Raw genomic sequence first — 24,724 nt, forward strand, 5'->3', positions numbered from 1 at the left:
CGCCCGAGGCCAAAGGCCGCAGTCCAGCCTCTGGGCATTCCTGCGCCTGCCGCCTATCTCCCTCTCGTGACCGCGCGACCAGACAATCCACTTGCCACCCTCATCGGCGACAAGGCCCGCAGCCTGCGCGCCCCTTCGGTGCTGGCCGTCATCGCCTCGCTTCTCTGGCTGCCTCAGGCCGCAGTTCTCGCGACGCTTCTCGCGGGCTTCGTCACGCAGACCCCGGTCGTCTCCCCGCTTACCGCTGCGTTGATGCTTTCCGCGATCGCGCTGATCCGTTTATTGCTTTCGTCCCGGGCCGAGGCGCTTGCCTTCGCGCTGGCCGAAGATGTCATCCGCCGCCAGCGCCGGCGCATCCTCATGCGCGAGGCCACCGCCGCGCTCCCCTCCGGTCCAGGCACGACCGCGACGCTTGCGCGGGAAAAACTCGACAGCCTCATCCCCTACCTGACCCGCTACGCGCCCGCCCATGCCCGCACCATGGTGTTGCCGCCGGTGATCCTTGCCGTCGCGCTTTCGCAAAGCTGGGCCGTGGCGCTGGTTCTTCTGGTCGCGGGCCCGGTGATCCCTGTGTTCATGGCGCTTATCGGACGCGCCGCCGAAGGGGCTTCGGCCCGACACCTCGCAGGTATCGCGACGCTTTCCGACCTTCTCGTCGATCGTCTCGCAGCGCTGCCTGACATCCGCATTCTCGGCGCGGGGTCCCGGGTGACCGAGCGCTTCGCCAGTGAAGCCCGCGACCTCGCCGATCGCGCCATGTCGGTCCTGCGGCTGGCCTTCCTGTCGTCCACGGTGCTGGAGCTTTTTGCCGCCCTCGGCACGGCCATGACCGCTGTCTGGGTGGGATTCTCGCTCCTGGGCGTGATCGGCTGGGGCACATGGACCGGGGGCCTCAGCCCATTCGCGGGCATTTTCCTCCTGTTGCTCACACCGGACTATTTCCAACCCTTGCGCGATCTCGCCGCAGCTTGGCACGACCGCGCCGCCGCCCGCGCAGTGGCCAAGGAGTTCGCGGATTGGGAGGCGACCCCCCGACCTGCGATCCTCGGCGGCCTTACCTCGTCGGATCCGCTTCCCGGACCGGCGACGCTCGCTTGGGCCGGGCTTTCCGCGCGGGGCATCCGCTATCCGGACGCCCGCATCGCCCCGGGTGAAACCGTGGCGCTCACCGGCCCCTCCGGCGCGGGGAAATCCACGCTCCTTGCGCTTCTCGCAGGTCTCATGGCCCCCGATACCGGGACCATCACTGTCGCCGGGCTGCCGCTCGACCATGGCACGGCCGATGGCTGGCGCGGTCGGGTCGGCTGGATGCCCCAGTCGCCCCGCTTTCCCGACGCGCCCCTGTCCGAGGTGATCGGCACGGCGGACGCCGGCATCCTCGCCGCCGCGCAATTGACCGAGGTGGTCGCCCGCCTGACCGACGGCCTCGCCACGACCCTTGGCGAAACCGGCGCGGGCCTTTCCGGGGGCGAAGCCCGCCGTGTCCTCGTCGCCCGGCTTCTCGCCACCGCACCGGACGTGGTCCTTGCCGACGAGCCGACGGCCGATCTCGACGGCGCGACCGCTGGGGCGATCACGGATGCCCTTCTGACGCTCGCCGCCCGGGGGACAACGCTCATCGTCGCCAGCCATGACCCCGCCCTCATCGCCCGACTGGACCGTGTGATCGAGGTGTCGCCATGAGCGCCCTTGTCCGCATTCTGCGCATCATGACCCAAGGCAACCGGGCCGCCTTCTGGCGGGGTGGGGCACTTGCGACGCTGGTCCTGATCATGGGTGCGGCGCTTCTGGGGCTTTCGGGATGGTTCATCACCGCCACCGCTGTGGCGGGGCTTGCAGGAATCGGCATCGCCTTCGACGTATTCCGCCCCTCCGCGATGATCCGCTTCCTCGCTCTGGGCCGCGCCGCCGCCCGCTATGGCGAGCGGCTCCTGACCCATGACGCCACGCTGGCGGCCCTCGCGTCCTTGCGAACGACCCTTCTGTCCCGGCTGTCCACCGCCCCCTTCCTGACCCTCGGTCGGCTGCGGGCGGGGGAGGGGCTCAACCGGATTACGGCGGATGTGGACGCGCTCGACGCGCTGCCCTTGCGCGTGGTTCTGCCCGTGGTCGCGGCTTCCGTCACCGTTACCCTCGCGGCCGTCATGATCGCATGGCTTGTCGACCCCATGGCGGCACTGCTTCTCTGGGCGGGCTTCACCCTTGGCGGCGGTTTCGTCACGCTTGCCGGCATCCGTCGCGCGCGCGACCTGTCCACCCGGACCGAGGCCCTGACCCAATCGCACCGCGCCCGGACCATCGACCTTCTCTCCGCCCGCGATGACCTTGTCGCCACCGGTCGCCTGCCCGAGGCGCTGGCAGTGACTGAGGCGGCCGAGGATGACCGCCACCGCGCCTCGATTGCCCTCGACCGCATCGAACGCGCCACGGGTCGCAACCTGTCGCTCGTTGCCGGAATGACCCTCGCCGTTGTCGTCTGGCAGACCGGCAGCCTCGTTCTGGCTGGGGACCTTGACCCTGCCCGTGCCGCCATCGCCGTCTTCGCCGCCCTCGCGCTGGGCGAGGCTCTGATGCCGCTGCGCCGTCTCGCCGCCGAGATGGGACGCCTGACGAGCGCCGCCAAACGGGTGGGCGACCTGTTGGACCAGTCCAGCGCTCCCGAGAGCACCACCGCGCCGCCCGGGACGTTGCTGCCGCTCGTGGTGTCAGACCTCGCGCTATACCGACCCGGCACCGCCATTCCCATCGTCTCGGATCTGTCGCTTACCCTCGCCGCCGGAACAACCACGCTTCTCACCGCCCCATCGGGTCAGGGCAAATCCACTCTTCTCGCGGCACTTGCGGGCCTGATCGACCCGGCCTCGGGCATGGTCACCCTTGGCGGCATGCCGGTCAGTGACTGGCCGGAGGATGCGCTGCGTCGCCGTCTGAGCCTGCTCCCACAGCGCGCGGCCCTGATTGCAGGCACGGTGGCTGACAACCTGCGCCTCGCCGCGCCGGAGGCGAGCGACGACGGGCTCTGGCAAGCCCTCGACACCGCTGCTCTAGCAGAGACTATCCGCACCAAGGGCGGGCTGTCCCTCAAACTCGGCCCCCGTGGCACGGGGCTTTCCGGGGGCGAGGCCCGTCGCCTCGCGCTCGCGCGCGCGCTCCTTGTCCACCCCGAGGTTCTCCTCCTCGACGAACCGACCGAAGGGCTCGACGCCGCGACCGCCGCGCGCGTTCTTGCGAACCTGCGCCAAGCCTTGCCCGATGCGGTGCTGGTCATCGCCGCCCATCGCGACACGGATCTCGTTGAGGCTGACGCAATCGTGACGCTCTAAACTGCGCCACGGCGTCACAGGGGGCAAACCGCCGCATTAAACCTGTCGCGCAGATGCGATATTATCGTTGCACGCGAAGGGGCTTCGGTCCCAAGGATGGTCGTGGCCACGGGTTTTCCGGTCGCGGCACAGGAGAAACGATATGGAATTCGGAATCGTGGAGCTGTCACGGCTCCAGTTCGCCCTGACGGCGATGTATCACTTCCTCTTCGTCCCGCTGACCCTGGGTCTGTCGATCCTCGTGGCGATCATGGAGACGGTCTATGTCATGTCCGGCCGGCCGATCTGGCGGCAGATGACCAAATTCTGGGGCACGCTCTTCGGGATCAACTTCGTTCTCGGCGTGGCGACCGGCATCACCATGGAGTTCCAGTTCGGGATGAACTGGAGCTACTACAGCCACTACGTCGGCGACGTCTTCGGCGCGCCGCTGGCCATCGAAGGGCTCATGGCCTTCTTTCTCGAAGCGACCTTCGTGGGTCTCTTCTTCTTCGGCTGGGACAAGCTCTCCAAGGTCGGACACCTCGTCGTCGCCTGGCTCGTTGCCATCGGCTCGAACTTCTCGGCGCTCTGGATCCTGATCGCCAACGGCTGGATGGTGAACCCGGTCGGGGCCGAGTTCAATCCCGAGACGATGCGCATGGAGATGACGAACTTCTTCGAAGTCCTCTTCAATCAGGCCGCGCAGTCGAAATTCGTCCACACCGTTTCGGCCGGCTACGTCACGGCTGCGGTCTTCGTTCTGGGCGTGAGCGCGTGGTATCTTCTGAAGAACCGCCATATCGAGCTTGCCCGCCGCTCCATTGCCGTGGCCTCGGCGTTCGGTCTCGCCTCGGCGCTGTCGGTCGTCGTCCTTGGAGACGAAAGCGGCTATGCGGCGTCGCATACCCAGAAGATGAAGCTCGCCTCGATCGAAGCGATGTGGGAAACCCATGACGCCCCCGCGCCCTTCACCCTTTTCGGCATTCCCGACCGAGAGGCGCGCGAGACGCATTACGCCATCGAGATACCGTGGGTCATGGGCCTTATCGGCACGCGGTCCCTGACGCAGGAAATCCCGGGAATCAACGAGCTCGAGGCGGAAAGCGTCAACAACATCCGCTCCGGTCTGCGTGCCTATGATGCGCTCATGGAAATCCGCGAGATGCGCGACGAGACGCCGGAAGCCACGCGGCTCGTATTCGAGGAAAATTCCGAGAACCTGGGATACGCATTCCTTCTCTACCGTTATGTCGAGGACCCGCGTGACGCCACTGACGAGCAGATCGCGCAGGCGGCGGAAGACACGATCCCGGGCGTCGGGCCACTCTTCTGGGCCTTCCGCGTCATGGTGGGACTCGGCTTCATGTTCATCGCCGTGATGCTTTACTTCTTCGCGATGTCGTCCTTCGGGAACATGCGGTTCCACAAGTGGGCGCTGCGCTCTGCCGTCATCATCATCCCGACGCCATGGATCGCAGCCGAGATGGGCTGGTTCGTCGCCGAATACGGGCGACAGCCCTGGACGGTGGACGGGGTTTTGCCGACCGCGCTGTCGGTGTCGCGCCTGTCGATCACCGATGTCGCGCTCACGCTGGCGGGGTTCATCGCTTTCTACACCGTCCTCTTCGTGATCGAGGTGAAGCTCATGCTGAAATACATTCGCCGCGGACCGGTGGAGGACGTCGAGGAAACGCTCGACTGGCGCTACAAGCACGAAGCCCGGCTCAGGTCCTCGGGTCTGACCGAAGCCCCCCACGTCGACCAACCTGCGGAGTAAGCCCATGATCCTGCATGAATTCGTCAGTTTCGAGTTCCTCCGCGTCGCCTGGTGGGTGCTGCTGGGCGTGCTGCTCATCGGCTTCGCCCTTACAGACGGGTTCGACATGGGGGTGGGCGCGCTCCTTCCGTTCATCGGCAAGACCGACGTGGAGCGCCGCGTGATCATCAACACCGTCGGCCCGGTGTGGGAGGGCAACCAGGTCTGGTTCATCCTGGGCGGTGGCGCGATCTTCGCCGCATGGCCGCCGCTCTATGCGGTGAGCTTTTCGGGATTCTACCTCGCGATGTTCCTGATCCTGGCGGCGCTGATCGTCCGACCCGTGGCCTTCAAGTATCGCTCGAAACGCGAAGACCCCGTCTGGCGCAACCGCTGGGACTGGGCGCTTTTCGCCGGTGGGGCGGTGCCCGCCACCGTCTTCGGGGTCGCGGTGGGCAACGTGTTGCAGGGCGTGCCTTTCTATCTGACCGACAGCCTCGTCCCGATGTATGAAGGCGGTGCCTTCGGCAAGCTGTTCGCGCTTCTCAACCCCTTCGCGCTGCTCGCGGGCCTCGTCTCGATCTCGATGCTCACAATGCATGGCGCGGCCTGGCTCGGGCTCAAGGCCGATGGGGTGATCGCAACTCGGGCCCGCCGGGTGGGCGTGGTCGCGGGTCTTGTCGCCGCTGCGGCCTATGCGCTCGCCGGTGTCTGGCTCTGGCTCGGGATCGACGGCTATCAGTTCGTGAACGAGGTCGCAAAGGACGGCCCTTCCAACCCGCTCTACAACGAGGTCATCCGCACGGGCACCTGGTTCGACGCCTATGCCAAAAGGCCCTGGGCGATGATCGCGCCGATCTTCGGGTTCCTCGGGATCGGGCTCGCCATCCTGGGGCTGCGCGCCGGGCGGGGGGGAACGACGCTCCTCGCTTCCAAACTCGGGATCTTCGGGATCATCGCTTCGGTGGGCACGGTGATGTTCCCCTTCATCCTGCCCTCGACCGTGGACCCGGATTCCTCGCTCACGGTCTGGGACGCGTCATCCAGTCACCTCACGCTTTTCATCATGCTGGTCGCCACGGCGATCTTTCTGCCGATCATCTTGGCCTATACGGCCTGGGTCTACAAAGTGCTCTGGGGCAAGGTCACGGAGGAAGACGTGACCGGTTCCGGGCATAGTTACTAGGAGGGCCGCAACATGTGGTATTTCGCTTGGCTTTTGGGGCTTCCCCTCGCCGCCCTCTTCGCCGTGCTCAACGCCATGTGGCTTGAACTGCGCGAGGACCAGCGCCTCGCCGAAGAGGGCGACGCGCGGGAGCGGGAGAAGCGTGGCGTGCGCTGAGGTCTAGCTCGCAATCCGTTCCGTATTGAGAGCCTGCATCGCCTGGGCCCCGATCTCGAACGACCGGCACCGTGCAGCGTGGTCGTGGATCATGCCGGTGAGGATGATCTCGTCGGGACGGTAGCGTTCGATCAGCGCGGCCAGTTGCGATTGCACCCGCGCGGGGCCTCCGACGGCGGTGATCCGCAGCATTTGGTTCACCATCGCCTGTTCATCGGGCGTCGCGACGAGGCCGAAGTCGTCAACGGGTTTGGGCAATTTCCCCCGCATCTCGCCGCGCCGGATCTTGAGAAAACTCTGCTGCATCGAGGTGCGCAGTCGCGCCGCCTCGTCATCCGTGTCGGCGGCGAAGAGGTTCGCGGCGAGGATGAAATGCGGCTTCTCGATCTGTCCGGGTTTGAAATCCCGACGATAGATATAGGCGGCGTCGTCCAGCGCGTCGGGCGCGAAGTGGCTGGCAAAGGCATAGGGCAGGCCCAGATGCGCGGCCAATTGTGCGCCGAACAGCGACGAGCCAAGCATGTAGATCGGCACCTCAGTGCCTTCGCCCGGAACGGCAAGGATGCGCTGGCCCGGCTGCGGCGGCGCGAGATAGCCTATCAGTTCGACCACGTCCTCGGGGAAGGTGTCCGCCTGCTGCATCATCCGGCGCAGCGCCCGCGCGGTCGCCATGTCGGTCCCCGGCGCGCGCCCGAGGCCAAGGTCGATCCGGTCGGGGTAGAGCGTGGCCAGGGTCCCGAACTGCTCGGCCACCATGAGCGGGGCGTGGTTGGGCAACATGATGCCTCCGGCACCGACGCGGATGGTTTTCGTCTTCCCGGCGACATGGCCGATCACGATCGAGGTCGCCGCGCTCGCGATCCCGGTGGTGTTGTGGTGCTCGGCGAACCAGTAACGGGTGTAACCCTGCGCTTCCGCGTTCTGGGCGAGGTCCACGGAATTGGCGAGCGCGTCGGCCGCAGTGAAACCTTCGGGAATCGGGGCCAGATCGAGGATGGAATAGGCGGTCATGGTCTCTCCTTCTTGGGCGTGGCGGGGGGTCGTGCCGGGCCGTCGCCATCGCGTTGTGGGAGAAACTATGTGTTGAGAGGGGATGGTGAAAGAGGCGGTCCCCGGTCGGGAGTTCCGGGATTCTAGAAATCCGGAATCCCGGAAGCCTGAAAAGGTATAGAAATCATCGTGTTACAGACCACGTGCGGGCCGAAAGTGTTAATCTGTGCATTCCTGAAGCATGCATTGCCGACTTGTGCGCCATTTGCGGACTGGGTCCGAGCCACGACCTCGCGCCATGGCACGCGCTCGTCAGCCCGCCTCGAGCGCCTTCGTCAGCGGCTCGACGTTCGGGCGGCTGACCGGCAGGACCTCGCCATTCTTCAGCCTGACCCGCACCTTGCGTCCCTCGCGTTCGAGTGACTCCACCGCGTCGAAGGCGATCCAGTGTGACCTGTGGATCTGCATCCCGGGATAGCCGTTCAACTCGGCGATTGCGTCCGACATCCGCTTCAGGATCCTGTCGCTTCCACCTTCCGTGACCACATCGAGGTAGTGGTCCTGCGTCGTGATCGAAATGATCGACCGCCCAAGTTCCTCGGGCAGGTTGCGCAGGAACAGGGGCGGCTCTTTTGGCCTCGCCGCCGCGTGGCCGTTTGCTTTCGATACAGGAACGTCGTGCGCTCCGTTCGCCCCGCCCGGCTCCGGGAAGAGGGAGGCGGTTTCCGACTTCGCGACTTCGGCGCGCGCGGCGCTGAACAGGATTTCGCGCTCGCGCGCCTGCGCCCTGGGGCGTACGTAATGCTCCATGATCCCGACGCCGATCCCGACCAGGCTCACGAAGACCCAGCGAAAGCCCAGACCGTAAAGCGTGAACTCCGAGCCCCGAAACGCAACGTCGAGCGCCAAAACAGTCGCCGCGCCGAATGGGCCCGCGGCCGTCGCGCCAAGCACGATGGCCACGACGGGGAAGCGCCGCAACGCAGGCAAACCACCGAACCACTCGATGGCAACGATCATAAAGGCCGAAATCGCCACGATACTGACGCCCCAGTATGCGATCCTGTGCATCAGGCCGAGCGTCTGGAAGGTATCGAAGGGTCCGGTCACGGCGGCGATAGCCACCATGTACAGTACGACCGACAACTTGCGCTTGATCCCCGCCTTCATGTGGACGAGATAGCGCAAGGTATGTGACTGAGCAATTGCTCAAGCAATAAACCCTTTGTTTTGTTGGTTTTTGCACAGCACGATGCGATGGCGCGAACAGGAATTTGCGTTTTGCAATGCAAGGAGGTGTCACGATGCAACCTGAGGAAGAATGGGACTACATCGTGGTCGGCGCAGGCACGGCCGGATGCGTTCTGGCGAACCGCTTGTCCGAAGATCCGGCGACTCGGGTGCTCCTGATCGAAGCGGGCGGACGCGACAGCTATCCCTGGATCCATGTGCCGGTGGGCTACCTCTATACCATGGGCAACCCGCGCACCGACTGGATGATGCGCACGGCCGAGGAGCCGGGCCTCAATGGCCGGTCGCTCGCCTATCCGCGTGGCAAGGTGCTGGGAGGCTGCACCTCGATCAACGGCATGATCTATATGCGCGGGCAGGCGGCCGATTACGACCACTGGCGCCAGCTTGGCAATGTCGGCTGGGGATGGGACGACGTCCTGCCTTTCTTCAAGGCCTCCGAAGACCACCACGCCGGCACGAGCGAGCTTCACGGCGGGGGCGGTGAATGGAAAGTGCAGAAGCAGCGCCTGCGCTGGCCGATCCTCGAAAGCGTTCGCGACGCGGCCGTCCAGTTCGGCATTCCGCTGTCCGACGACTTCAACGACGGATTGAATGAGGGCGTCGGCTTCTTCGAGGTGAACCAGAACCGGGGCGTGCGCTGGTCCACCGCCAAGGCCTTTCTGCGGCCCGCCATGAAGCGCCCGAACCTGCGCGTCGTGACCCATGCGCTGGCCGAGGGTCTTGTCATCGAGGGTCGCCGCGCGGTCGGTCTGCGCTGGTCGGTCCACGGCACCCCGCACAAGGCCCGTGCTACGCGCGAAGTGATCCTCGCCGCCGGGTCGATCAATTCACCCAAGCTGCTCGAGCTGTCCGGCATCGGCGATCCAGAAGTCCTGTCCCGGTTCGGCATTCCCGTCGCGCATGACCTGCCGGGTGTCGGCAAGAACCTTCAGGACCATCTCCAGATCCGCACCGCCTATCGCGTGAAGAACGCGCAGACATTGAACGAGAAAACAAATTCGCTCATCGGCAGAATGGGCATGGGCCTGCGCTATGCCCTGACGCGCTCTGGACCGCTCTCAATGGCGCCCTCGCAGCTGGGCATCTTCACGCGGTCTGACGAAACCGTCGCGACGCCGGATCTCGAATACCACGTCCAGCCCCTGACCACCGACAAGCTGGGCGATCCGCTGCATCCCTTTCCGGGTGTCACGGTGTCGGTCTGCAACCTGCGTCCGGAAAGCCGGGGCACGAGCCATATCCGCTCCCGCGACCCGGCCGAGCAGCCCGACATCCGGCTGGGCTATCTCAGCGCCGAGCGCGACAGGCTGGTCGCCGTCAAGGCGGTGCAACAGGCGCGCGCCCTGATGCGGATGCCGGCCATGGCGCAATATGAGCCCGACGAGTTCCTGCCCGGCCCATCCTGCGAAACCGACGCCGACCTCCTGCGTGGCGTGGGAGACATCGCCTCGACCATCTTCCACCCGGTCGGCACCACAAGGATGGGGACGGACCCGATGGCTGTCGTGGATCACGACCTGCGGGTCCATGGCATGGGGGGCCTGCGCGTGGTGGACGCCGGAGTGATGCCCACGATCGTGTCGGGCAACACCGCGTCGCCGACCGTAATGATCGCGGAAAAGGCCGCCGCCGCGATCCGTGGGGAACACTGAAGGCCGCGCCAACGCCGCTCGTTACTGCCCGGTTCGAGGCGCGCGCGCCCCTGTTCGCTCCGACGCTGCGGATGTCATGTGCAAATCGTGCAAGTCGCGAGTCCATAAGCGACTCAGAACATTGGCAAATCGTGAATAGTTCAGATTGTCCTTTACAGGAGTCAACGAAAAGTTGACGATATGTGGTAGGGACATGGCGCATCAGACGCCAAACCCTGTACAGGCACCGAGTCCTAGCGTTTCTGCATCCGCGAGGGCTCACCGAGCAGAAGGGGCAAGCCATGGCGGCGACCGAGCATTATCTCGAAAGCGAAGACCTGCATCCAATCGACATCGTTGAAACTCTGGCCGAACACCACGCCTGGGATTTCGACCGCGTCGGGGACGATCAGATTGCCATGGCTGTCGAAGGACAGTGGCGCACCTATTCGATCACGCTCGCGTGGTCGCCCTACGACGAGACTTTGCGCCTGATCTGCACCTTCGAAATGGAGCCGCCGGAGCATCGTCTTCCGCAGCTCTACGAAGCGCTCAACGCGACCAACGACATGGTCTGGGACGGCGCTTTCACCTACTGGCACGAACAGCGCCTCATGGTCTTCCGTTACGGTCTCGTTCTGGCCGGGGGTCTGATCGCGGGCACGGAACAGCTTGGGCGGCTCATCTCCTCCGCCGTGGGCAACTGTGAACGCTTCTACCCGGCCTTCCAACTGGTCAACTGGAGCGACAAGAGCGTGGACGCGGCCATGCAGGTGGCGATGGCCGAAGCCTACGGCCGGGCCTGACACTGGGAAGGGTTTCATACGGGCAGCGGGGGGGCTTCGGTCCCCCCGTTCGCGTTGGCGGAATGGCGCAGGCCGGGAAAACCGGGGGTGCCGTTGCACATTGCCGCGCATGGGCCTAGCGTCCGGGCCGGACAAGGGGCGCGGAAGGAGGCGGACATGGACATGAAGCAGGTTGCAGCGCGGGGGCTGGTGCTTCTGGGCTGCGGGAAGATGGGCTCTGCCATGCTCAAGGGCTGGCTCGATGGCGGCCTTCCTGCGACGAGCGTCTGGGTCCTCGACCCGAAGCCGTCCGACTGGCTCACCTCGACCGGCGTGCATCTGAACGCGGCCCTGCCCGAGACCCCCGCCGTGGTCCTTGTCGCCGTGAAGCCCCAGATGATGGCCGACGCGCTGCCCGCGCTCGCGGCCATGGGGAATGCCGAGACGCTCTTCGTCTCGGTCGCCGCCGGTGTCACCATCGCGACCTACGAGCGGATGCTGGGCGCGCGCACGCCGATCGTGCGTTCGATGCCCAACACGCCGGCCGCCGTGGGGCGCGGGATCACCGCGATCATCGGCGGTGCCGCCGCAACGCCCGCGCATCTCGACATGGCCGAGGCACTTCTCTCTGCCGTCGGTCAGGTCGTGCGCCTCGACAGCGAGGACCAGATGGACGCGGTCACGGCGGTTTCGGGGTCCGGGCCCGCCTATGTCTTCCACCTCATCGAAACGCTGGCCGCCGCCGGGGTGGAACAGGGCCTTTCGCCCGAGCTTTCCATGGCGCTCGCCAAGGCGACCGTGGGTGGTGCCGGTCAGCTTGCCGAAGATGCCCCCGAAAATCCGGGTCAGCTTCGTGTCAACGTGACCTCGCCGAATGGCACGACGCAGGCGGCGCTCGAAGTGCTGATGGACGAGGCGACGGGGTTCCCCGCGCTCCTGTCCCGCGCCGTCAAGGCCGCGGCGGACCGGTCACGGGAGTTGGGCGCATGAGCGGCGCGACGGAGAAAATCAGCTTCGACGACTTCCTGAAGGTGGATGTGCGCAAGGGCACGGTGGTCGAGGCCGCACCCTTCCCCGAAGCCCGCCGCCCCGCGATCAAGCTCTGGGTCGACTTCGGCGGCGAAATCGGCGTGCGCAAGTCCTCGGCCCAGATCACCAAGCACTACACGCCAGAAAGCGTGCTCGGAAAAGAGGTGATGGCCGTGGTCAACTTTCCGCCCCGCCAGATCGGCAAGTTCATGTCCGAGGTCCTCGTCCTGGGCGTGCCCGACGACACGGGCGAGGTGGTCCTGATCACGCCTGACAAGAGCGTGCCCGACGGCGGAAGGCTCTACTGATGGCGCTGGTTCTCGTCGCCCGCCCGCTGCCGGACACTGTCATCGACGCTCTCGCCGTGGCGCATGACGTGGACTTTCGCGATGCGACCTGGCCGATGGACGTGGATGAGATGCTCGCCGCGCTCCGGGACTATGACGCGGTGCTCTGTTCCTTGGGCGACCGTTTCAGTGCCGAGCTCTTCACCAAGGCGGGCAAGCCACGTTGCCGGCTGATCGCGAACTTCGGTGTGGGCTACAACCACATCGACGTGGCCGCCGCGCGCCGTGCCGGGGTGGCCGTGACCAACACGCCGGGCGCGGTGACGGATGCCACGGCAGATATCGCGCTGACGCTCATGCTCATGGCCTGCCGCCGCGCGGGCGAGGGCGAACGTCTGGTGCGCTCGGGCACATGGGAAGGCTGGCACCCGATGCAGATGCTCGGCCTTCACATGACCGGCAAGACGCTCGGCATCATCGGCATGGGGCGGATCGGTCAGGCCATCGCCCGTCGCGCGCATCACGGGTTCGGCATGAACATTCTGTTCCACAACCGCAGCCCGAAAAAGTGCGAGGTTCCGGCGAAACAGATGGAGCGGATCGAGGATGTCGCCGCCTGGGCCGACGTGCTTGTCATCGCGGTGCCCGGCGGGCCCGAGACAACGCATCTGGTCGGACGCAAGGTTTTTGCCGCGATGCCGGAGCATGCGGTCTTCGTGAACATCTCGCGCGGCGAAGTGGTGGACGAGGCCGCGTTGATCGAGGCGCTCGAGGCGCACAGCATCGGGGCAGCCGGGCTTGACGTCTATGAATACGAACCCGACGTGCCAGAGCGTCTGCGCGCCTGTGAGAATGCGGTGCTGCTTCCCCATCTCGGCACAGCGACGCTTGAGGTCCGGACCGAGATGGGCATGATGGCGGCGCGCAACATCTTGTCCTTCCTGAAGGACGGGACGCTTGAGAACCCGGTGTGAACCGCCTCAGGCAGTCACTTCGCGCACGGTGATGGAATAGGTGAAAGCGTCCGGGTCCAGCTCGTCCCGCATCTCGCCGCCCACCTCCGCCGCCGGATACATGAGGAAAGGCAGAACCTCCTCTTCCTTGCCCGGCAGCGCCACGTCATGTGCGTCGTTGAAGGCGATCCAGTTCCCCTCCGACGACCCGAAGAGCGCGGCACGCACATCTTCCACCTCGCGAGAGGCGAGGGTGAGTGTGTTCGGCGGCTCTTCCAGCACGACCTTGCGCACGTCGGCCGGATCGGTCGGCACCCATCCGAACCCCTCGAGGAAGACCTCGGCGCGGCAATGCTGCGACTTCGTGATCACCTCGGACCCGGTGCCAAGGCTCTTGTAGCCGAAAGCCGATGGCGCGACGCGGATGCCGTAAAGATCGCGCGCCGGAATGCCCGACGCCCGTGCGAGCCCGACATAAAGCGCGTTGAGGTCGGCGCATTTGCCGGTGAGGTCGCCGGTCTGGAGCATCGAGGCGATATCGCCAAGCCCACAGCCCCTCACTTCGGGGTCGCGTTCGGTCTGTTCGACGACCCATTCGTAAATGCGCCGGGCCTTCTCGAAATCGTCCTTCGCGCCTTCGGTGATCGCCGCCGCGGTCTCTGCCACGATCCCGTCGGTGGGCAGAAGCTCCGTCGCCGCGGTGAAGGTGGCGCGCGCTTCGTTTGACAACGAAGGTTTGCCCCTCGGCGTGAGAAGGTCCACGGACCGGTTCTGGGTCGCCACGGTCGAGGTCACGGTCAGGACGGCGGGTTCGGAGTCAGCGGCCCAGACCGCGTGCACCATCCTGGCGCCGCTATCCGGATCGGTGGCAAGGGCGACCTCGTCCGTGTTGGCCTCCCACGTGGTCTCGCCCGGCTTCGACCAGAGCTCCTCGTCCATCGATGGCACCGGCACCCAGGCCTGAGCGGCCTGACCATCGCGGGGAAGCTCGATCCGTGTCACCAGCTCGAAGGTCCGCCAGCCTGCGGGCCGCGGCGCATAAAGCGCGAGCGCGAGGCGTGGGGCGGTCAGCAGAGCGAGTATCGCCGCACCGGATGAGAGAACTGTGCGTCTGTTCATGTCCTAGCCTTTTCGCCAAAGTTGAACCGTGGTCCGTTTGTCGCGGTCATAGGAAAAGGCGGGGCCAAGGGCAAGCGGCGCGGGGGTTACAGACGTCACGCCCCCGCGAGGTTCAGTTACCGCATTCCGGGGGGATCGCCTTGCGGCACCCGCGCGCGTCGAACCCCATGACGAAACCGTCCGGCCCCTGCATCCAGGGCGTCTGGGCCTTGGGCACGATGCGCAGATAGCTGTCGGCGCCACCGCAACTCGTCACCTCGCGCACATCCCAGCCGCGGCCCATGGCGGCGTCTACCACTGAATCCCGCGCGAGGCAGGAGGATTGCGAGGCATCGGCATAGAACCCCGAGAGCGACTGGTAATAGTCGAGCCGCAACTGTGCGCGTTCCTCGTCAAGCCAGCTCTTGGCGCCGACCAGCGCGATCGCCCCGGTCGCGCCAAGGCCCAGGACCCGCCTAGCGAGCGAGAACGGGTTCAGCACGGTTCATGCGGTCGCCGACCGCTTCGCGCCAGTGCTTGCGGCACAGGCTCACGTAGGATTCGTTGCCGCCGATCTGGACCTGATCGCCGGCGGTCAGCACATGGCCCTCGGCATCCTGCCGGACGACCATCGTGGCCTTCTTGCCGCAATGACAGATCGTGCGCGCCTCGCGCATCTCGTCGGCGAGGGCCAGCAGCGTGGCGGAGCCGGGAAAGAGATTTCCCTGGAAGTCCACCCGCAGCCCATAGGCCATGACCGGCACGCGAAGGTCATCCACCGCCCGGGCCAGTTGCCAGACCTGGTCGGGTGACAGGAACTGCGCCTCGTCAATGAAGATGCAGGCCACGGGCCCCTCTGCGAGCCGCGTTTCGATCTTGGCGAACATGTCCTCGCCGGGGGCGAAAGTATCGGCTGCGGCATGGATGCCGATGCGCGACCCGATGACACCGTCGCCCGCGCGGTTGTCGAACTGCGCGGTGATGAGGTAGGTCTCCATCCCGCGTTCGCGGTAGTTGTGCGATGCCTGCAGAAGCAGTGTCGACTTGCCCGCGTTCATGGTGGAGTAATGGAAGTAGAGCTTGGCCATGCTCCGGGTTACCCCGCTCCCCACGGGCGATCAAGACACGCCGGGACGTGTGCTCTACCAGCCGTCGTGAAGGTGATCGAAAAGCGCCTTGTTCGGGCAGAGTTTCGGGGCTTCCTGTGCGCCGCCTGCGTGATCCTCCAGCCACAGCTCGCAGCCTTCGGCATCGGCGCAGCTGTCGCAGCGCCCGGCGGCACGCTCCAGTTGGCGGCGCGACACGAGATGCGCCTCACGTTCGACTTCGAGATCGAGCCCCAGAGTGTCGGCCATGCGGCGCATGAGTGCGGGGGTGCCGGTGCGGTCGGTCATGTCCTTCATCGTCCCTCTCCAGTGGTCGCACGCGGGAAACACGCGCCTGTCATCGGCGATCATCGGAAGGTGATCGGGAACGCGCCTTGATATGGCTCAAATGGCTCTGGCCTTTTCCGGCGGGGAGCGTAGGCTGGCCCCATGTTTACCATCGAACACGACTTCGACGCGACCGTTGTGACCCTCGTGGACGAGGGCGACGAAGGGGCGAGCTTTCTTCAGGAAGACGTGACCATCAACGCCTTCGACGATTGCATCACCATCGAACAGCTCAATCCGCAAACCGATCAGGTGCAGGTCATCACCCTTTCCATAGCCCAGGTGCAGGACCTCGCGGCGGCGCTCGACCTGCCCGAAGGCATCTACCGCCTGTCGCGGGTGGAGGATGCGCCGAACTGAACCGGGATCGGCCCGGGCTGCACCTGTCTGCCGCGGGCCCGCCTACGGAAACCAAGTGCGCCTCGCACCCGTGATTGCGTCCATGAACGATATCCTGAACCTCGTGGGGCGCTTGTTGCTCGCGTTCCTGTTCCTTGGCGGTTTCGCACAGAAGCTGGCTGACCCGGCCCCCGTGATTGCGATGATCGAAGGGATCGGCCTGCCCGGTGCGCTCGTCTGGCCCGTCACGGTGTTCAATCTCGTCGCGGCACTCGGGCTTCTGCTTGGCCCAGGTGACAGGGGCGTGCGGCTCTGGGCGCTGGTCCTCGCAGGTTACTGCCTGTTCACGAGCTACTTCCACTGGCAGCTTCGCGCGGACCCCTGGCAGGTGACGATCATGGTCAAGAACTGGGCCATCGCGGGCGGGCTTTTCGTGCTGGCCGGGTCCGGCCCGGGGCGGTTCTGCTGGGGTGGACCTGTGACCGCGCGCGCGCGTTAGTCGAGCCCCATGTCGCCCAGCATGTGGCGCCCCCGCGCATCCTCGACCTCGATCACCCAGAGGTCGGGGTCGAAACTGCGCTGCTTGCGGATGCTCTCATCGACCATGGGTTCGTCGCCCGATGTCAGCTCCATCCAGCGTCTTTCGCCGGTGATGAGGTCCACCGACCGCTGAAAGGCCGTGGCCTTGCCGTCCATGGTCGCGAGTTTGACGAGCACCGCGCCCGCCGTGGCATCGCCCCGCGCCACGATATAGACCGATATGCCTTCGGCCTGCAGCCGGGCGAGATAGGCCGAGACCCAAAGGCCAGTGGCCAGCCTGCTCACTGATTTCCGTCTTTGAAGTTGAGACCCATCTCGGAGTAACGCTCGGCTTCTTCGAGCCAGTTCGGGCGCACCTTCACCTGCAGGAAGAGGTGGATCTTGCGGCCCAGAAATTCCTCGAGCTCGGCGCGCGCCGCCTGCGACACGGCCTTGATCGTCTCGCCCTTCTTGCCCAGCACGATCCCCTTGTGGCCATCGCGGGCAACATAGACGATCTGGTCGATCCGGGCGGAGCCGTCCTTGCGCTCCTCCCACATCTCGGTCTCGACGGTGAGCTGGTAGGGCAGCTCCTGATGGAGCCGGAGCGTCAGCTTTTCCCGCGTCATCTCGGCGGCGATCATCCGCAGCGGCAGATCGGCGATCTGGTCCTCCGGGTAAAGCCACGGGCTTTCCGGCATCATGCCCGCGAGCCATTCCTTCAGGTCCTGAACGCCATAGCCCTTCTCCGCCGAGATCATGAAGGTCTTCACGAAGGGAAAGCCCGCGTTCATGTCCTGCGTCAGTTGGAGCAGCACGTCGGATTTCACCATGTCGATCTTGTTGATCGCCAGGGCGACTGGGCGCTTTCCTGCGACATCGGGCAGGTTCTGAAGGATGTTCTTCACCCCCTCGGTGATCCCGCGATGCGCCTCGATCAGAAGCACGATCACATCGGCATCCGCGACCCCGCCCCAGGCGGCAGCCACCATCGCGCGGTCGAGACGACGCTTCGGCGCGAATAGGCCGGGGGTGTCCACCAGCACGACCTGGCTCTCGCCTTCGATCGCCACGCCACGGATGCGGGCGCGCGTGGTCTGCACCTTGTGGGTCACGATGGACACTTTCGCCCCGACGAGCGTATTCGTCAGGGTCGATTTGCCCGCGTTGGGCTCGCCGATGAGGGCTGCAAATCCGGAACGTGTGGTCATTGGCAGGCCTTAGCTCATTGCCGGGCAAGGCGCTAGGGGTTTGCGTGTCCAGCCGCATAGGCGGCGCAGAAGATGTCGGCGCAGTCTGCCGCGTGCCTGGCCTGTTCGTCCGGGGGAAGGAACGATCCGTCGCCCAGAAGCATCGCGCGGCTGGTCGGTCCGCCCATGACGAGCCAGTTGAAGTGCTCGGCCGCACGGTCGATGTCGCAGGGGCGAAGCTCACCGCGCCCCGCAAAGACGTTGAGGATGTCGCGGATCCGGTCGATCGACCCCTGCGGCCCGTTGGAAAAGAGGCTCGCCGCAAGGTCGGGAAAACGCGCCTGTTCCCCGATCACGAGTCGCCGGAGCCCCATCAGCCTGGGTGTCAGCACCACCGCAAGGTCCGCGCGCGCGAAATCGGTGAGCGTGTCGCGCAGGTCGTCGCCCGGGCCGGGAAGCGGCAACCTGTGCCGGACAGCCGCCGTCGCGCCGCCGACGAGGTGGTCGATCATCGCGAGAAACAGCGCCTCCTTATTGGCGAAGTGCGCGTAGACAGTCTGTTTCGAAACGCCGGCCGTCTCGGTTATCGCATCCATCGACGTCCCGACATACCCTTGAGACAGGAACAATGCCTCGGCAGCGGCGAGAATCTTCTGCTGGCTCTTGGTACGGCGTGTTCCGGTCATGATATGTTTCTATGCGGGGGGCGTTGAGAAATCAAACTAGACGGTCTAGTTTGATTAGCGACTCGGGAGGGTCATGATGGAAACGACCGCCACCTGCCATTGCGGCAAGACCGCCATCGCACTCATCGGGGTGCCGATCATGTCGAATGCCTGCTGTTGCACCTCCTGCCAGACCGCGAACCACCGGTTCGAAACCATGCCGGGCGCGGGGAAGGTCGTGCATGACTCCGGGGCGACGCCCTATACGCTCATGCGCAAGGACCGGGTGCGGCTCTTGCGGGGCAGGGAATATCTCGAGCCTTACAGGCTCACGCCGAACACCAAGACGCGGCGTGTCCTTGCCACCTGCTGCAATGCGCCGATGTATCTGGATTTCAAGGGCGGACACTGGATCTCGGTCTACACCGACCGGATCCCGGAAGCGGATCGCCTGCCCGTCGAAGTCTATACGATGGCGGGTGACCTCGCGGATCCCAGCGGGCTCGCGGTGGGTATTCCGGCGCCCAGAACCCATACGCTCAAGTTCATGGTGCAGCTCATGAGCGCTTGGGTCGCGATGGGATTCCGGGTGCCCAAACTGGGTTGGGTAAAGGACTAGGACATGGTCGACGACAAGATCGAAGTGCGCAACATCAACTCGCCGGACCACATCACGCGTGTGGACCGGGCGAAATACGAGGACATGAAGCAGGCGCTTCTGGCCGTCCTGCCAGAAGAGGCGCCGGGCATGAAGGTACCGGAGGCGAAGGAGGCCTTGCTCCCGAAACTTGACCAGAGCCTCTTTCCCGGAGGTGACAAGGCGGGCTGGTGGCTCAAATGCGTTCAGCTCGACCTCGAGTTCAAGGGCGTCATCGCGCGGGCCGAAAAGCCGCCCGTCAGGCTCCGCCGGATCTAGCGAAGGTTCGGCGGGCCGGACTGCCCCTGCCGTTCCTGCACGCTCTCGAGCCCCCAGCGCAGACCTTGCCCGATGCGCTCGGCCAGCGCCGACATGCTCGCCGCTTTCTCGGGCGGAAGGACGTCACGGGCGGTTTCGTGGAAGACCTCGAGCCAGAGCGGGAAGTGCTCCGGCATCACCTCGCCGTTGGTCACATGCGCCTGCATCGGCGAGCCGCGATAGTCGCGGTCCATAAGGATGGCGTTGCGCCAGAAGCTCGCGATTTTTTCCTCATGCACCTTCCACTCCGGCCCGTTTTCGGGCGCGATCGCGCGGGCGAAAATCGGGCCCAGCACCTTGTGTTTACGGATGCGGGCATAGAAGGCCGTCATGAGGCGGTCGATGTCTTCGCGCTCCATGGGGAAGCGCTGGAGGGGCGATTGGTCGGTCATGGCGCCCTTATGCCCCTTCTTCCTTGCGCGGGGAAAGGGGGCGCGGTGCCGCAGCCCGGCCCGAGCGGATCAATGTGTATAGCCCTGACCCGACAATGAGCGCGGCCCCCGCGAAGGTGAGCGCATCGACCCGTTCCCCGAACGCGAGATAGGCGACGACGAGCGCGACGAGCAGCCGGGAATAGCGAAAGGGCGCGACCACCGACACCTCGCCCGTGCGCATGGCGGTGGTGAGCGCGTTGTAGGCGAAGGTGCCGACGAGCCCCGCCCCGGCCACGGCGGCCCATCCGATGGCCGTGCCCGTCGGCGGGCGCGGATCGAAGGCCCAGATGACGAGCCCCGCCAGCGTCACGACGATGAAACCAAGTGTTCCCAGCTGGCGGCCCGAGACATGCGGCGGTGCGGCACGGGTGGCCAGATCGCGCCCTGCGAAGCCGAGCATGCCCAGAACCGGCAGGATCACCAGCGGGTCGAAGTGTCCGGGCGTCGGGCGCAGGATCAGGATGACCCCAAGGAAACCCACCAGCATGGCGGTCCAGCGGCGCGGGCCGACCTTTTCGCCGAAAAGAACCGCGGCACCCAGCGTCACGACGAGGGGCGTGGCCTGCAGGATCACCGAAGTGAGCGAGAGCGAGACGAGGGCCAGGGAGAGGGTGAAGAACAGCCGCCCGACCAGCTCGATCCCCGATCGGATCAGAAGCCCGCGGGACAGGAACTCGCGCGGGAACACCCTTTCCCCGGCGATGAGCGACAGCGTCGCGCAAAGCGTGGCGGCGAGGATGCCGAAAACGGTGAACGCAAGGCCGCGGGGAATCGCCTCGAAGGCCGACTTGAGCAGCGCGTCCTCCGCCGCAAAGGCGCACATGGCCGCGACCATGAAGAGGGAGCCTTTGAGATTGGGTGTCATGGGTCCTCGCGCGGTGGTGCCGCACAGGAATGGCCCATGGTGGTCCTGGTCGCAAGCGCTGTCAGATTGTGCGCTCGCGCGCAAAGGGTTCGCCCGGCCCCGCCTTCGGCGTGGTCCGGGCGGTGGGTGCCTCTGTGCCTGTTGGGGAGTTTGCGCGGCGGGGAGAGCATGGAAGTGGTGGGAATGAGTGTTTGTGGAAAGATGAAAGGGCTTTGTCGATCAAGGCGCGAGAGTCATCATTTGTTAAGAGATTGTGATTCTTTTTATGGACCGGCCTTTGGAACTCGTCGTTTTTCTCCTCATTTCAGTGTTTGCTTATGTCTTCTTTGTCCCCGGCCGGCGCCGTCGGAAGCGTCCCAAAGGGCGCTACCGGCCCGTCGAGCGCCGTCGCCCGTCGTCTCCGCCGACGCAGACACAGACGACCAAGCTAGTCGTCCGTCGCCGCTATGAACGCACGACGGTCATTCGCAAGACACTCCCCGCCGATCCCGAGCGTCCCACAGTGCCCGCCAGGATCGTGGGGCCCGCCTATGTCGTCGATGGAGACACCATCGTCATCAACAAGACCAGCATCCGGCTCTTCGGCATCGACGCACCTGAGATGGACCACCCCTACGGGATCAAGGCCAAGTGGGCGATGGTGCATCTGTGCAAGGGACAGGTGGTCACCGCGGTTCCGGTTCTGGGCGCGTTTTCCTACGAACGTTGCGTGGCGCGGTGTTACCTGCCGGATGGACGCGACCTGTCCGCGGAACTGGTGAAACAGGGGCTCGCGATCGACTGGCCGAAGTTTTCGGGCGGAGAATACCGGCATCTCGAGGTCGAGGGGGTGCGCAAGAAACTCTGGCGGGCGCATAACCGGCAGGTGGGCGGGCCGATCCCGCCCCTGCGGCCCCGCGAAGGGGCGGTGGTGAAGAAGCTCTAGCCGCCCAGTTTCGACAGCAGGGTCTTCGCGGCGTCCTGTTCGGCCCCCCGTTTGGACTTGGCGGTGGCCGATGCCGACCGGCCGTTCTGCAGCGTCACCTCGATGGTGAACTCGGGCGCGTGGTCCGGTCCGGAGCGCGCCGTTTCGGTATAGCTGGGCGGCGGCATCTTGCGGGCCTGCGCCCATTCCTGAAGCGCGGTCTTCGGATCGCGGGCGTCTTCCTCGACCGTCTGGATACGCTCGCCCCAAAGGGTAAGGATCACCGCCTGCGCCGCCATGAGACCCCCGTCGAGAAAGACCGCGGCGATCACCGCTTCCATCGCGTCGCCCAGGAGCGCCTCCTTGCGACGGCCCCCGGACATCTGTTCGGAGCGACCGAGTTTCAGGACGGCGCCCAGATCCACCTGTCGGGCCACGTCGGCGCAGGTTTCCTTGCGCACCAGCGCGTTGAAGCGGGGGGCCAGGAGGCCCTCGCTGGCGCCCTTGTCGGCAGCCAGCAGCGCCTCGGCCATGACGAGGCCCAGCACTCGGTCGCCCAGAAACTCGAGCCGCTGATTGTCGGGGCGGGTCTGCGAGGACATCGAGCCATGGGTCAACGCGCGGATCAGAAGCTCGGGCCGGTCGAAATCGTGCCCGAGGCGTTTCGAGAAAGCCTGAAGGTCTGCCGAAAGTTTCATGCGCGTTGTTCCCTTAGCCGTCTCGACCGGAAGGAAGGCGCGGGGCGACGGCGCGCCCCGCCCAGCCTCAGTCGACCTTCTTGAAGAAGCGGTCGCCGCGCCAGTCCCAGAAGAAGAGGAGCCGCTTGCCGGCGGAGGAGAAGATCACCCGGTCGACGCGGCCAAGAAGGTATTCCTCGGAGACGAAGCCAACGCCGTTCGCGCGCTGGCTGACGCGGCTGTCGGTCGAGTTGTCGCGGTTGTCGCCCATGAAGAAATAATGGCCTTCCGGGACGGTGAAGACATTGGTGTTGTCCAGCCGCCCGTTGCCCGCGTTCAGGATCGAATGGCTCACCCCATTGGGGAGCGTCTCGACGAATTTCTCCTTCACGCAGGTGCCGCCCTGTCCGACCGCGCCGTTGATGCAGATCGGGAGCGTGCCGAAGCGGCCCTGGCTTTGGTAGATTTCCTCATAGGTGCCGTCGGGGACCTGTGTCGCCTCTTCCCCGTTGATGGAGAGGACGCCGTCGGTCACCTGGATCTTGTCACCCGGCTTGCCGATGAGGCGCTTGACGTAATCGGTGCCGAGTGTCGGGTGGCGGAAGACGACGACGTCGCCGACCTCCGGTTCGGAGCCGAGAATCCGGCCCGAGATCGGGCACATGGCGAAGGGACAGGAATACTGGGAATAGCCATAGGCCATCTTGTTGACGAAGAGGAAATCGCCGATGAGCAGCGTGTCCTTCATCGAACCGGTGGGAATCCAGAAGGGCTGGAAGAACAGCGTGCGGAAGACGCCTGCGATGATGAGTGCCCAGAAGACGGTTTTGACCGTCTCCATGATGCCTTCTTTTTTCTCGGCCATGTCTGCCCCGTTTGCTCCTGCTCGTTTGCCTTCGCGGTATGAAACCGGGGCAGGGCCAAGTCAAGTTACGGCTAGGCGATGGGGCGGGCCTCGATCAGCACGAAAGCCTGCGCCCAGGGGTGATCGTCGGTCAGGGTGACGTGGACGATGGCCTCGTGACCGGGCGGGGTCATGGAAGCCAGCCGTTCAGCGGCCCAGCCAGTCAGGTGCATGACGGGCTGGCCCGTGCGCAGGTTCGAGACCGCCATGTCCTTCCAGGATATCCCCATGCGTAGCCCGGTGCCGAGCGCCTTGGAACAGGCCTCTTTCGCGGCCCAGCGTTTGGCATAGGTGCCCGGCGTATCGGCACGGCGTTCGGCCTTGGCCTGCTCGATCTCGGTGAAGACACGGTTGCGGAAGCGGTCACCATGCCGTTCCAGCACGCCCGCGATCCGGTCGATATTGGCAAGATCGGTGCCGATGCCGAGGATCATGGCGCCCGCCGGGTCAGGCCGACTGCGGCGCGAGACGCAGGCCCAGCCGGTTGAAGCCGAACTGGATCACGATGAGCCCCACGGCCATGAGAGCGATCTGCGACGGCTCTCCGGCCATGGACATGAGCCGGCCCTGCATCGCGGCATTGACGAGGCCGGCGACAAGCAGGTTCACCCCCAATGCGACCGCTGTCATCCGGGCCGCGCCGAACAGGGCGGTCTGGCCGGTGGGTCGACCGCCCTTTGTTCGGGCATAGGCGTTGCCTTCCACGACCGAGGCGAGCAGCGGCGGCAGGGCGGCGGCGAAGCCGAGCGCGCTGGGCAGGCCGAGCATCGGGGGCGCGAGCGCGAGGATCACGGTCAGAAGGGCATAGATGCCGGCATAACGCGCGAAGTTGATCTGCATGTCTCGCCCTTTCCCTCTGTCGGCGAGACCCTAATCGGGGGGCGCGGGCTTGGCAATGCGGGGGAGGGGGAGACCTTCACCGCCGACGCGCGGTGGGTCACTCGGTGCGAAGGTCGAGCCGAGGCGTGATCGCGCCGGTTGCCTGATTGAGCGAGAACCTGAGGAGCGCGGCGGTGGTGCCTTCGCCTGTCGCCACGCGGGCGGGGATCGTGAACATGAGCCCGACCGCAGGATCATAGGCCGCTTCGAGCGCCGGGAAATCGAGCGCGGCGAAACCGAGGGTCTCTTCCCATGTGATCACCTTGCACTGGCGAAAACCCAGTTCGTCATGGGGTGGCGACAGCACGAGCAGGTGAAAGCCGCCCATCGCGGGCTCGATGGTGTCGAGCTTGGCGATCCGCACAGCGCCGTTCGAGAAGAGCGCGGCATTCTCGCTCCAGGGCTCGGCGATGTTGTCGGCCCGCGCCTGCCAGTCACAGTCGACCACGTCCTGAGCGGAGGCGGCGAGCGGAAAAAGGGCGAGGAGGGTGGCGAAGATGGGGCGCATGGGGACTCCGGGGCGGTTGCCG

At 65.6% G+C, this 24,724-nt stretch carries 31 protein-coding genes; 15 read left to right on the plus strand and 16 right to left on the minus strand.

The genetic code is table 11. The features are described 5' to 3' along the window. The first annotated feature begins 66 nt into the window (after positions 1-66). The 5 genes from KJP29_RS05460 (at position 67) to cydX (ending at position 6,403) form a co-directional block, all read left to right on the plus strand. Complete coding sequence (locus KJP29_RS05460) at positions 67-1,683, plus strand: ABC transporter ATP-binding protein/permease (protein WP_370630837.1); 1,617 nt, start codon at positions 67-69, stop codon at positions 1,681-1,683. Continuing rightward, positions 1,680-3,323: a thiol reductant ABC exporter subunit CydC gene (gene cydC, locus KJP29_RS05465; RefSeq protein ID WP_218462556.1), complete on the plus strand. Its 1,644-nt coding sequence runs from the start codon at positions 1,680-1,682 to the stop codon at positions 3,321-3,323. The genes KJP29_RS05460 and cydC overlap by 4 nt, the downstream gene beginning before the upstream one ends. A gap of 142 nt (positions 3,324-3,465) precedes the next feature. Next, on the plus strand, positions 3,466-5,082 hold the full coding sequence (locus KJP29_RS05470; RefSeq protein WP_218462557.1) for a cytochrome ubiquinol oxidase subunit I: 1,617 nt from the start codon (positions 3,466-3,468) through the stop codon (positions 5,080-5,082). Positions 5,083-5,086: 4 nt separating this feature from the next. Continuing rightward, complete coding sequence (gene cydB, locus KJP29_RS05475; protein ID WP_218462558.1) at positions 5,087-6,247, plus strand: cytochrome d ubiquinol oxidase subunit II; 1,161 nt, start codon at positions 5,087-5,089, stop codon at positions 6,245-6,247. Positions 6,248-6,259: 12 nt separating this feature from the next. Next, positions 6,260-6,403, plus strand: a complete 144-nt coding sequence (cydX, locus tag KJP29_RS05480; protein ID WP_218462559.1) for a cytochrome bd-I oxidase subunit CydX — start codon at positions 6,260-6,262, stop codon at positions 6,401-6,403. A 3-nt stretch (positions 6,404-6,406) separates the two neighbouring features. On the opposite strand, the gene KJP29_RS05485 is transcribed toward cydX, so the two are convergent. Together KJP29_RS05485 and KJP29_RS05490 are read right to left on the minus strand one after the other, a co-directional pair. Beyond that, positions 6,407-7,414 (minus strand): LLM class flavin-dependent oxidoreductase, encoded by a 1,008-nt coding sequence (locus tag KJP29_RS05485; protein WP_218462560.1) that lies wholly within the window; start codon positions 7,412-7,414, stop codon positions 6,407-6,409. A 291-nt stretch (positions 7,415-7,705) separates the two neighbouring features. Beyond that, positions 7,706-8,581, minus strand: coding sequence for a LytTR family DNA-binding domain-containing protein (locus KJP29_RS05490; protein WP_218462561.1), 876 nt, complete (start codon positions 8,579-8,581; stop codon positions 7,706-7,708). 116 nt (positions 8,582-8,697) lie between these two features. On the opposite strand from KJP29_RS05490, the gene KJP29_RS05495 reads away from it, so the two are divergent. The 5 genes from KJP29_RS05495 to KJP29_RS05515 all read left to right on the plus strand — a co-directional run bounded on the left by KJP29_RS05495 (position 8,698) and on the right by KJP29_RS05515 (position 13,353). Beyond that, positions 8,698-10,299 (plus strand): GMC family oxidoreductase, encoded by a 1,602-nt coding sequence (locus KJP29_RS05495; protein ID WP_218462562.1) that lies wholly within the window; start codon positions 8,698-8,700, stop codon positions 10,297-10,299. 281 nt (positions 10,300-10,580) lie between these two features. Continuing rightward, positions 10,581-11,084: a YbjN domain-containing protein gene (locus tag KJP29_RS05500; protein WP_218462563.1), complete on the plus strand. Its 504-nt coding sequence runs from the start codon at positions 10,581-10,583 to the stop codon at positions 11,082-11,084. 156 nt (positions 11,085-11,240) lie between these two features. Beyond that, positions 11,241-12,053, plus strand: coding sequence for a pyrroline-5-carboxylate reductase (proC, locus tag KJP29_RS05505; protein ID WP_218462564.1), 813 nt, complete (start codon positions 11,241-11,243; stop codon positions 12,051-12,053). Further along, positions 12,050-12,400 carry a tRNA-binding protein gene (locus KJP29_RS05510; RefSeq protein WP_218462565.1) on the plus strand — a complete coding sequence of 117 codons (351 nt, stop codon included), beginning with the start codon at positions 12,050-12,052 and terminating at the stop codon, positions 12,398-12,400. The genes proC and KJP29_RS05510 overlap by 4 nt, the downstream gene beginning before the upstream one ends. Next, complete coding sequence (locus tag KJP29_RS05515; protein ID WP_218462566.1) at positions 12,400-13,353, plus strand: D-glycerate dehydrogenase; 954 nt, start codon at positions 12,400-12,402, stop codon at positions 13,351-13,353. The genes KJP29_RS05510 and KJP29_RS05515 overlap by 1 nt, the downstream gene beginning before the upstream one ends. A 6-nt stretch (positions 13,354-13,359) precedes the next feature. Here the strand turns inward: KJP29_RS05515 and KJP29_RS05520 are convergent, their stop codons facing one another. The 4 genes from KJP29_RS05520 to KJP29_RS05535 form a co-directional block, all read right to left on the minus strand. Further along, positions 13,360-14,451, minus strand: coding sequence for a transglutaminase-like domain-containing protein (locus KJP29_RS05520; protein ID WP_218462567.1), 1,092 nt, complete (start codon positions 14,449-14,451; stop codon positions 13,360-13,362). A 112-nt stretch (positions 14,452-14,563) separates the two neighbouring features. Further along, positions 14,564-14,932: a hypothetical protein gene (locus KJP29_RS05525; RefSeq protein ID WP_218462568.1), complete on the minus strand. Its 369-nt coding sequence runs from the start codon at positions 14,930-14,932 to the stop codon at positions 14,564-14,566. Beyond that, positions 14,907-15,518, minus strand: coding sequence for a thymidine kinase (locus KJP29_RS05530; protein ID WP_218462569.1), 612 nt, complete (start codon positions 15,516-15,518; stop codon positions 14,907-14,909). Before KJP29_RS05530 ends, KJP29_RS05525 begins: the two co-directional genes overlap by 26 nt. A 54-nt stretch (positions 15,519-15,572) precedes the next feature. Continuing rightward, the gene (locus KJP29_RS05535) at positions 15,573-15,833 is read right to left on the minus strand and encodes a DUF6455 family protein (protein ID WP_218462570.1); all 261 of its coding nucleotides are present in this window, start codon (positions 15,831-15,833) and stop codon (positions 15,573-15,575) included. Between the two features lie 132 nt (positions 15,834-15,965). On the opposite strand from KJP29_RS05535, the gene KJP29_RS05540 reads away from it, so the two are divergent. Together KJP29_RS05540 and KJP29_RS05545 are read left to right on the plus strand one after the other, a co-directional pair. Beyond that, positions 15,966-16,223 carry a hypothetical protein gene (locus tag KJP29_RS05540; protein ID WP_218462571.1) on the plus strand — a complete coding sequence of 86 codons (258 nt, stop codon included), beginning with the start codon at positions 15,966-15,968 and terminating at the stop codon, positions 16,221-16,223. An 82-nt stretch (positions 16,224-16,305) separates the two neighbouring features. Beyond that, positions 16,306-16,701 carry a DoxX family membrane protein gene (locus KJP29_RS05545; RefSeq protein WP_218462572.1) on the plus strand — a complete coding sequence of 132 codons (396 nt, stop codon included), beginning with the start codon at positions 16,306-16,308 and terminating at the stop codon, positions 16,699-16,701. Here KJP29_RS05545 and KJP29_RS05550 read toward each other — a convergent pair. Genes KJP29_RS05550 through KJP29_RS05560 form a run of 3 tightly spaced genes read right to left on the minus strand, consistent with a single transcriptional unit; the run spans position 16,698 to position 18,597 of the window. Beyond that, positions 16,698-17,027, minus strand: a complete 330-nt coding sequence (locus KJP29_RS05550) for a DUF1491 family protein (RefSeq protein ID WP_218462573.1) — start codon at positions 17,025-17,027, stop codon at positions 16,698-16,700. The two genes, KJP29_RS05545 and KJP29_RS05550, sit on opposite strands and share 4 nt — an antisense overlap. After that, a complete protein-coding gene (gene era / locus KJP29_RS05555; protein ID WP_218462574.1) occupies positions 17,024-17,932 on the minus strand; it encodes a GTPase Era in 909 nt (302 codons plus the stop codon). Before era ends, KJP29_RS05550 begins: the two co-directional genes overlap by 4 nt. A 32-nt stretch (positions 17,933-17,964) precedes the next feature. Then, the gene (locus KJP29_RS05560; RefSeq protein WP_218462575.1) at positions 17,965-18,597 is read right to left on the minus strand and encodes a TetR/AcrR family transcriptional regulator; all 633 of its coding nucleotides are present in this window, start codon (positions 18,595-18,597) and stop codon (positions 17,965-17,967) included. Between the two features lie 73 nt (positions 18,598-18,670). On the opposite strand from KJP29_RS05560, the gene KJP29_RS05565 reads away from it, so the two are divergent. Then, positions 18,671-19,195 (plus strand): GFA family protein, encoded by a 525-nt coding sequence (locus KJP29_RS05565; RefSeq protein WP_255553454.1) that lies wholly within the window; start codon positions 18,671-18,673, stop codon positions 19,193-19,195. A 3-nt stretch (positions 19,196-19,198) separates the two neighbouring features. Continuing rightward, positions 19,199-19,492: a hypothetical protein gene (locus KJP29_RS05570; RefSeq protein ID WP_218462576.1), complete on the plus strand. Its 294-nt coding sequence runs from the start codon at positions 19,199-19,201 to the stop codon at positions 19,490-19,492. Here KJP29_RS05570 and KJP29_RS05575 read toward each other — a convergent pair. Together KJP29_RS05575 and KJP29_RS05580 are read right to left on the minus strand one after the other, a co-directional pair. Beyond that, positions 19,489-19,923, minus strand: a complete 435-nt coding sequence (locus tag KJP29_RS05575; protein WP_218462577.1) for a group III truncated hemoglobin — start codon at positions 19,921-19,923, stop codon at positions 19,489-19,491. The two genes, KJP29_RS05570 and KJP29_RS05575, sit on opposite strands and share 4 nt — an antisense overlap. A 7-nt stretch (positions 19,924-19,930) precedes the next feature. Continuing rightward, complete coding sequence (locus KJP29_RS05580; protein ID WP_218462578.1) at positions 19,931-20,830, minus strand: DMT family transporter; 900 nt, start codon at positions 20,828-20,830, stop codon at positions 19,931-19,933. A 277-nt stretch (positions 20,831-21,107) separates the two neighbouring features. Between KJP29_RS05580 and KJP29_RS05585 the strand changes: the two genes are divergently transcribed. After that, complete coding sequence (locus tag KJP29_RS05585; protein ID WP_255553455.1) at positions 21,108-21,755, plus strand: thermonuclease family protein; 648 nt, start codon at positions 21,108-21,110, stop codon at positions 21,753-21,755. On the opposite strand, the gene rnc is transcribed toward KJP29_RS05585, so the two are convergent. The 5 genes from rnc to KJP29_RS05610 form a co-directional block, all read right to left on the minus strand. Further along, a complete protein-coding gene (gene rnc, locus KJP29_RS05590; RefSeq protein WP_218462580.1) occupies positions 21,752-22,432 on the minus strand; it encodes a ribonuclease III in 681 nt (226 codons plus the stop codon). The genes KJP29_RS05585 and rnc overlap by 4 nt on opposite strands. Before the next feature lie 67 nt (positions 22,433-22,499). Continuing rightward, on the minus strand, positions 22,500-23,276 hold the full coding sequence (gene lepB, locus KJP29_RS05595) for a signal peptidase I (protein WP_218462581.1): 777 nt from the start codon (positions 23,274-23,276) through the stop codon (positions 22,500-22,502). Between the two features lie 71 nt (positions 23,277-23,347). After that, positions 23,348-23,749 (minus strand): holo-ACP synthase, encoded by a 402-nt coding sequence (gene acpS / locus KJP29_RS05600; protein ID WP_218462582.1) that lies wholly within the window; start codon positions 23,747-23,749, stop codon positions 23,348-23,350. A gap of 13 nt (positions 23,750-23,762) precedes the next feature. Beyond that, a complete protein-coding gene (locus tag KJP29_RS05605) occupies positions 23,763-24,155 on the minus strand; it encodes an ABZJ_00895 family protein (RefSeq protein WP_218462583.1) in 393 nt (130 codons plus the stop codon). A 97-nt stretch (positions 24,156-24,252) separates the two neighbouring features. Further along, positions 24,253-24,702: a hypothetical protein gene (locus KJP29_RS05610; protein ID WP_218462584.1), complete on the minus strand. Its 450-nt coding sequence runs from the start codon at positions 24,700-24,702 to the stop codon at positions 24,253-24,255. Positions 24,703-24,724: the final 22 nt, after the last annotated feature.

Origin of the sequence: Maritimibacter sp. DP1N21-5 (assembly GCF_019218295.1) — a bacterium.
In the GTDB taxonomy this organism is placed as follows: domain Bacteria; phylum Pseudomonadota; class Alphaproteobacteria; order Rhodobacterales; family Rhodobacteraceae; genus Maritimibacter.

Bases quoted from the DNA above. Each gene is read 5' to 3' on its own strand.
- era (WP_218462574.1), bottom strand. From the start codon at position 17,932: ATGACCACACGTTCCGGATTTGCAGCCCTCATCGGCGAGCCCAACGCG.
- KJP29_RS05605 (WP_218462583.1), bottom strand. From the start codon at position 24,155: ATGCAGATCAACTTCGCGCGTTATGCCGGCATCTATGCCCTTCTGACC.
- KJP29_RS05510 (WP_218462565.1), top strand. From the start codon at position 12,050: ATGAGCGGCGCGACGGAGAAAATCAGCTTCGACGACTTCCTGAAGGTG.
- KJP29_RS05545 (WP_218462572.1), top strand. From the start codon at position 16,306: ATGAACGATATCCTGAACCTCGTGGGGCGCTTGTTGCTCGCGTTCCTG.
- acpS (WP_218462582.1), bottom strand. From the start codon at position 23,749: ATGATCCTCGGCATCGGCACCGATCTTGCCAATATCGACCGGATCGCG.
- rnc (WP_218462580.1), bottom strand. From the start codon at position 22,432: ATGAAACTTTCGGCAGACCTTCAGGCTTTCTCGAAACGCCTCGGGCAC.
- KJP29_RS05560 (WP_218462575.1), bottom strand. From the start codon at position 18,597: ATGACCGGAACACGCCGTACCAAGAGCCAGCAGAAGATTCTCGCCGCT.
- KJP29_RS05565 (WP_255553454.1), top strand. From the start codon at position 18,671: ATGATGGAAACGACCGCCACCTGCCATTGCGGCAAGACCGCCATCGCA.
- KJP29_RS05580 (WP_218462578.1), bottom strand. From the start codon at position 20,830: ATGACACCCAATCTCAAAGGCTCCCTCTTCATGGTCGCGGCCATGTGC.
- KJP29_RS05500 (WP_218462563.1), top strand. From the start codon at position 10,581: ATGGCGGCGACCGAGCATTATCTCGAAAGCGAAGACCTGCATCCAATC.
- lepB (WP_218462581.1), bottom strand. From the start codon at position 23,276: ATGGCCGAGAAAAAAGAAGGCATCATGGAGACGGTCAAAACCGTCTTC.
- KJP29_RS05470 (WP_218462557.1), top strand. From the start codon at position 3,466: ATGGAATTCGGAATCGTGGAGCTGTCACGGCTCCAGTTCGCCCTGACG.
- KJP29_RS05610 (WP_218462584.1), bottom strand. From the start codon at position 24,702: ATGCGCCCCATCTTCGCCACCCTCCTCGCCCTTTTTCCGCTCGCCGCC.
- proC (WP_218462564.1), top strand. From the start codon at position 11,241: ATGGACATGAAGCAGGTTGCAGCGCGGGGGCTGGTGCTTCTGGGCTGC.
- KJP29_RS05570 (WP_218462576.1), top strand. From the start codon at position 19,199: ATGGTCGACGACAAGATCGAAGTGCGCAACATCAACTCGCCGGACCAC.
- cydX (WP_218462559.1), top strand. From the start codon at position 6,260: ATGTGGTATTTCGCTTGGCTTTTGGGGCTTCCCCTCGCCGCCCTCTTC.
- KJP29_RS05485 (WP_218462560.1), bottom strand. From the start codon at position 7,414: ATGACCGCCTATTCCATCCTCGATCTGGCCCCGATTCCCGAAGGTTTC.
- cydC (WP_218462556.1), top strand. From the start codon at position 1,680: ATGAGCGCCCTTGTCCGCATTCTGCGCATCATGACCCAAGGCAACCGG.
- KJP29_RS05540 (WP_218462571.1), top strand. From the start codon at position 15,966: ATGTTTACCATCGAACACGACTTCGACGCGACCGTTGTGACCCTCGTG.
- KJP29_RS05515 (WP_218462566.1), top strand. From the start codon at position 12,400: ATGGCGCTGGTTCTCGTCGCCCGCCCGCTGCCGGACACTGTCATCGAC.
- KJP29_RS05575 (WP_218462577.1), bottom strand. From the start codon at position 19,923: ATGACCGACCAATCGCCCCTCCAGCGCTTCCCCATGGAGCGCGAAGAC.
- KJP29_RS05530 (WP_218462569.1), bottom strand. From the start codon at position 15,518: ATGGCCAAGCTCTACTTCCATTACTCCACCATGAACGCGGGCAAGTCG.
- KJP29_RS05535 (WP_218462570.1), bottom strand. From the start codon at position 15,833: ATGAAGGACATGACCGACCGCACCGGCACCCCCGCACTCATGCGCCGC.
- cydB (WP_218462558.1), top strand. From the start codon at position 5,087: ATGATCCTGCATGAATTCGTCAGTTTCGAGTTCCTCCGCGTCGCCTGG.
- KJP29_RS05520 (WP_218462567.1), bottom strand. From the start codon at position 14,451: ATGAACAGACGCACAGTTCTCTCATCCGGTGCGGCGATACTCGCTCTG.
- KJP29_RS05495 (WP_218462562.1), top strand. From the start codon at position 8,698: ATGCAACCTGAGGAAGAATGGGACTACATCGTGGTCGGCGCAGGCACG.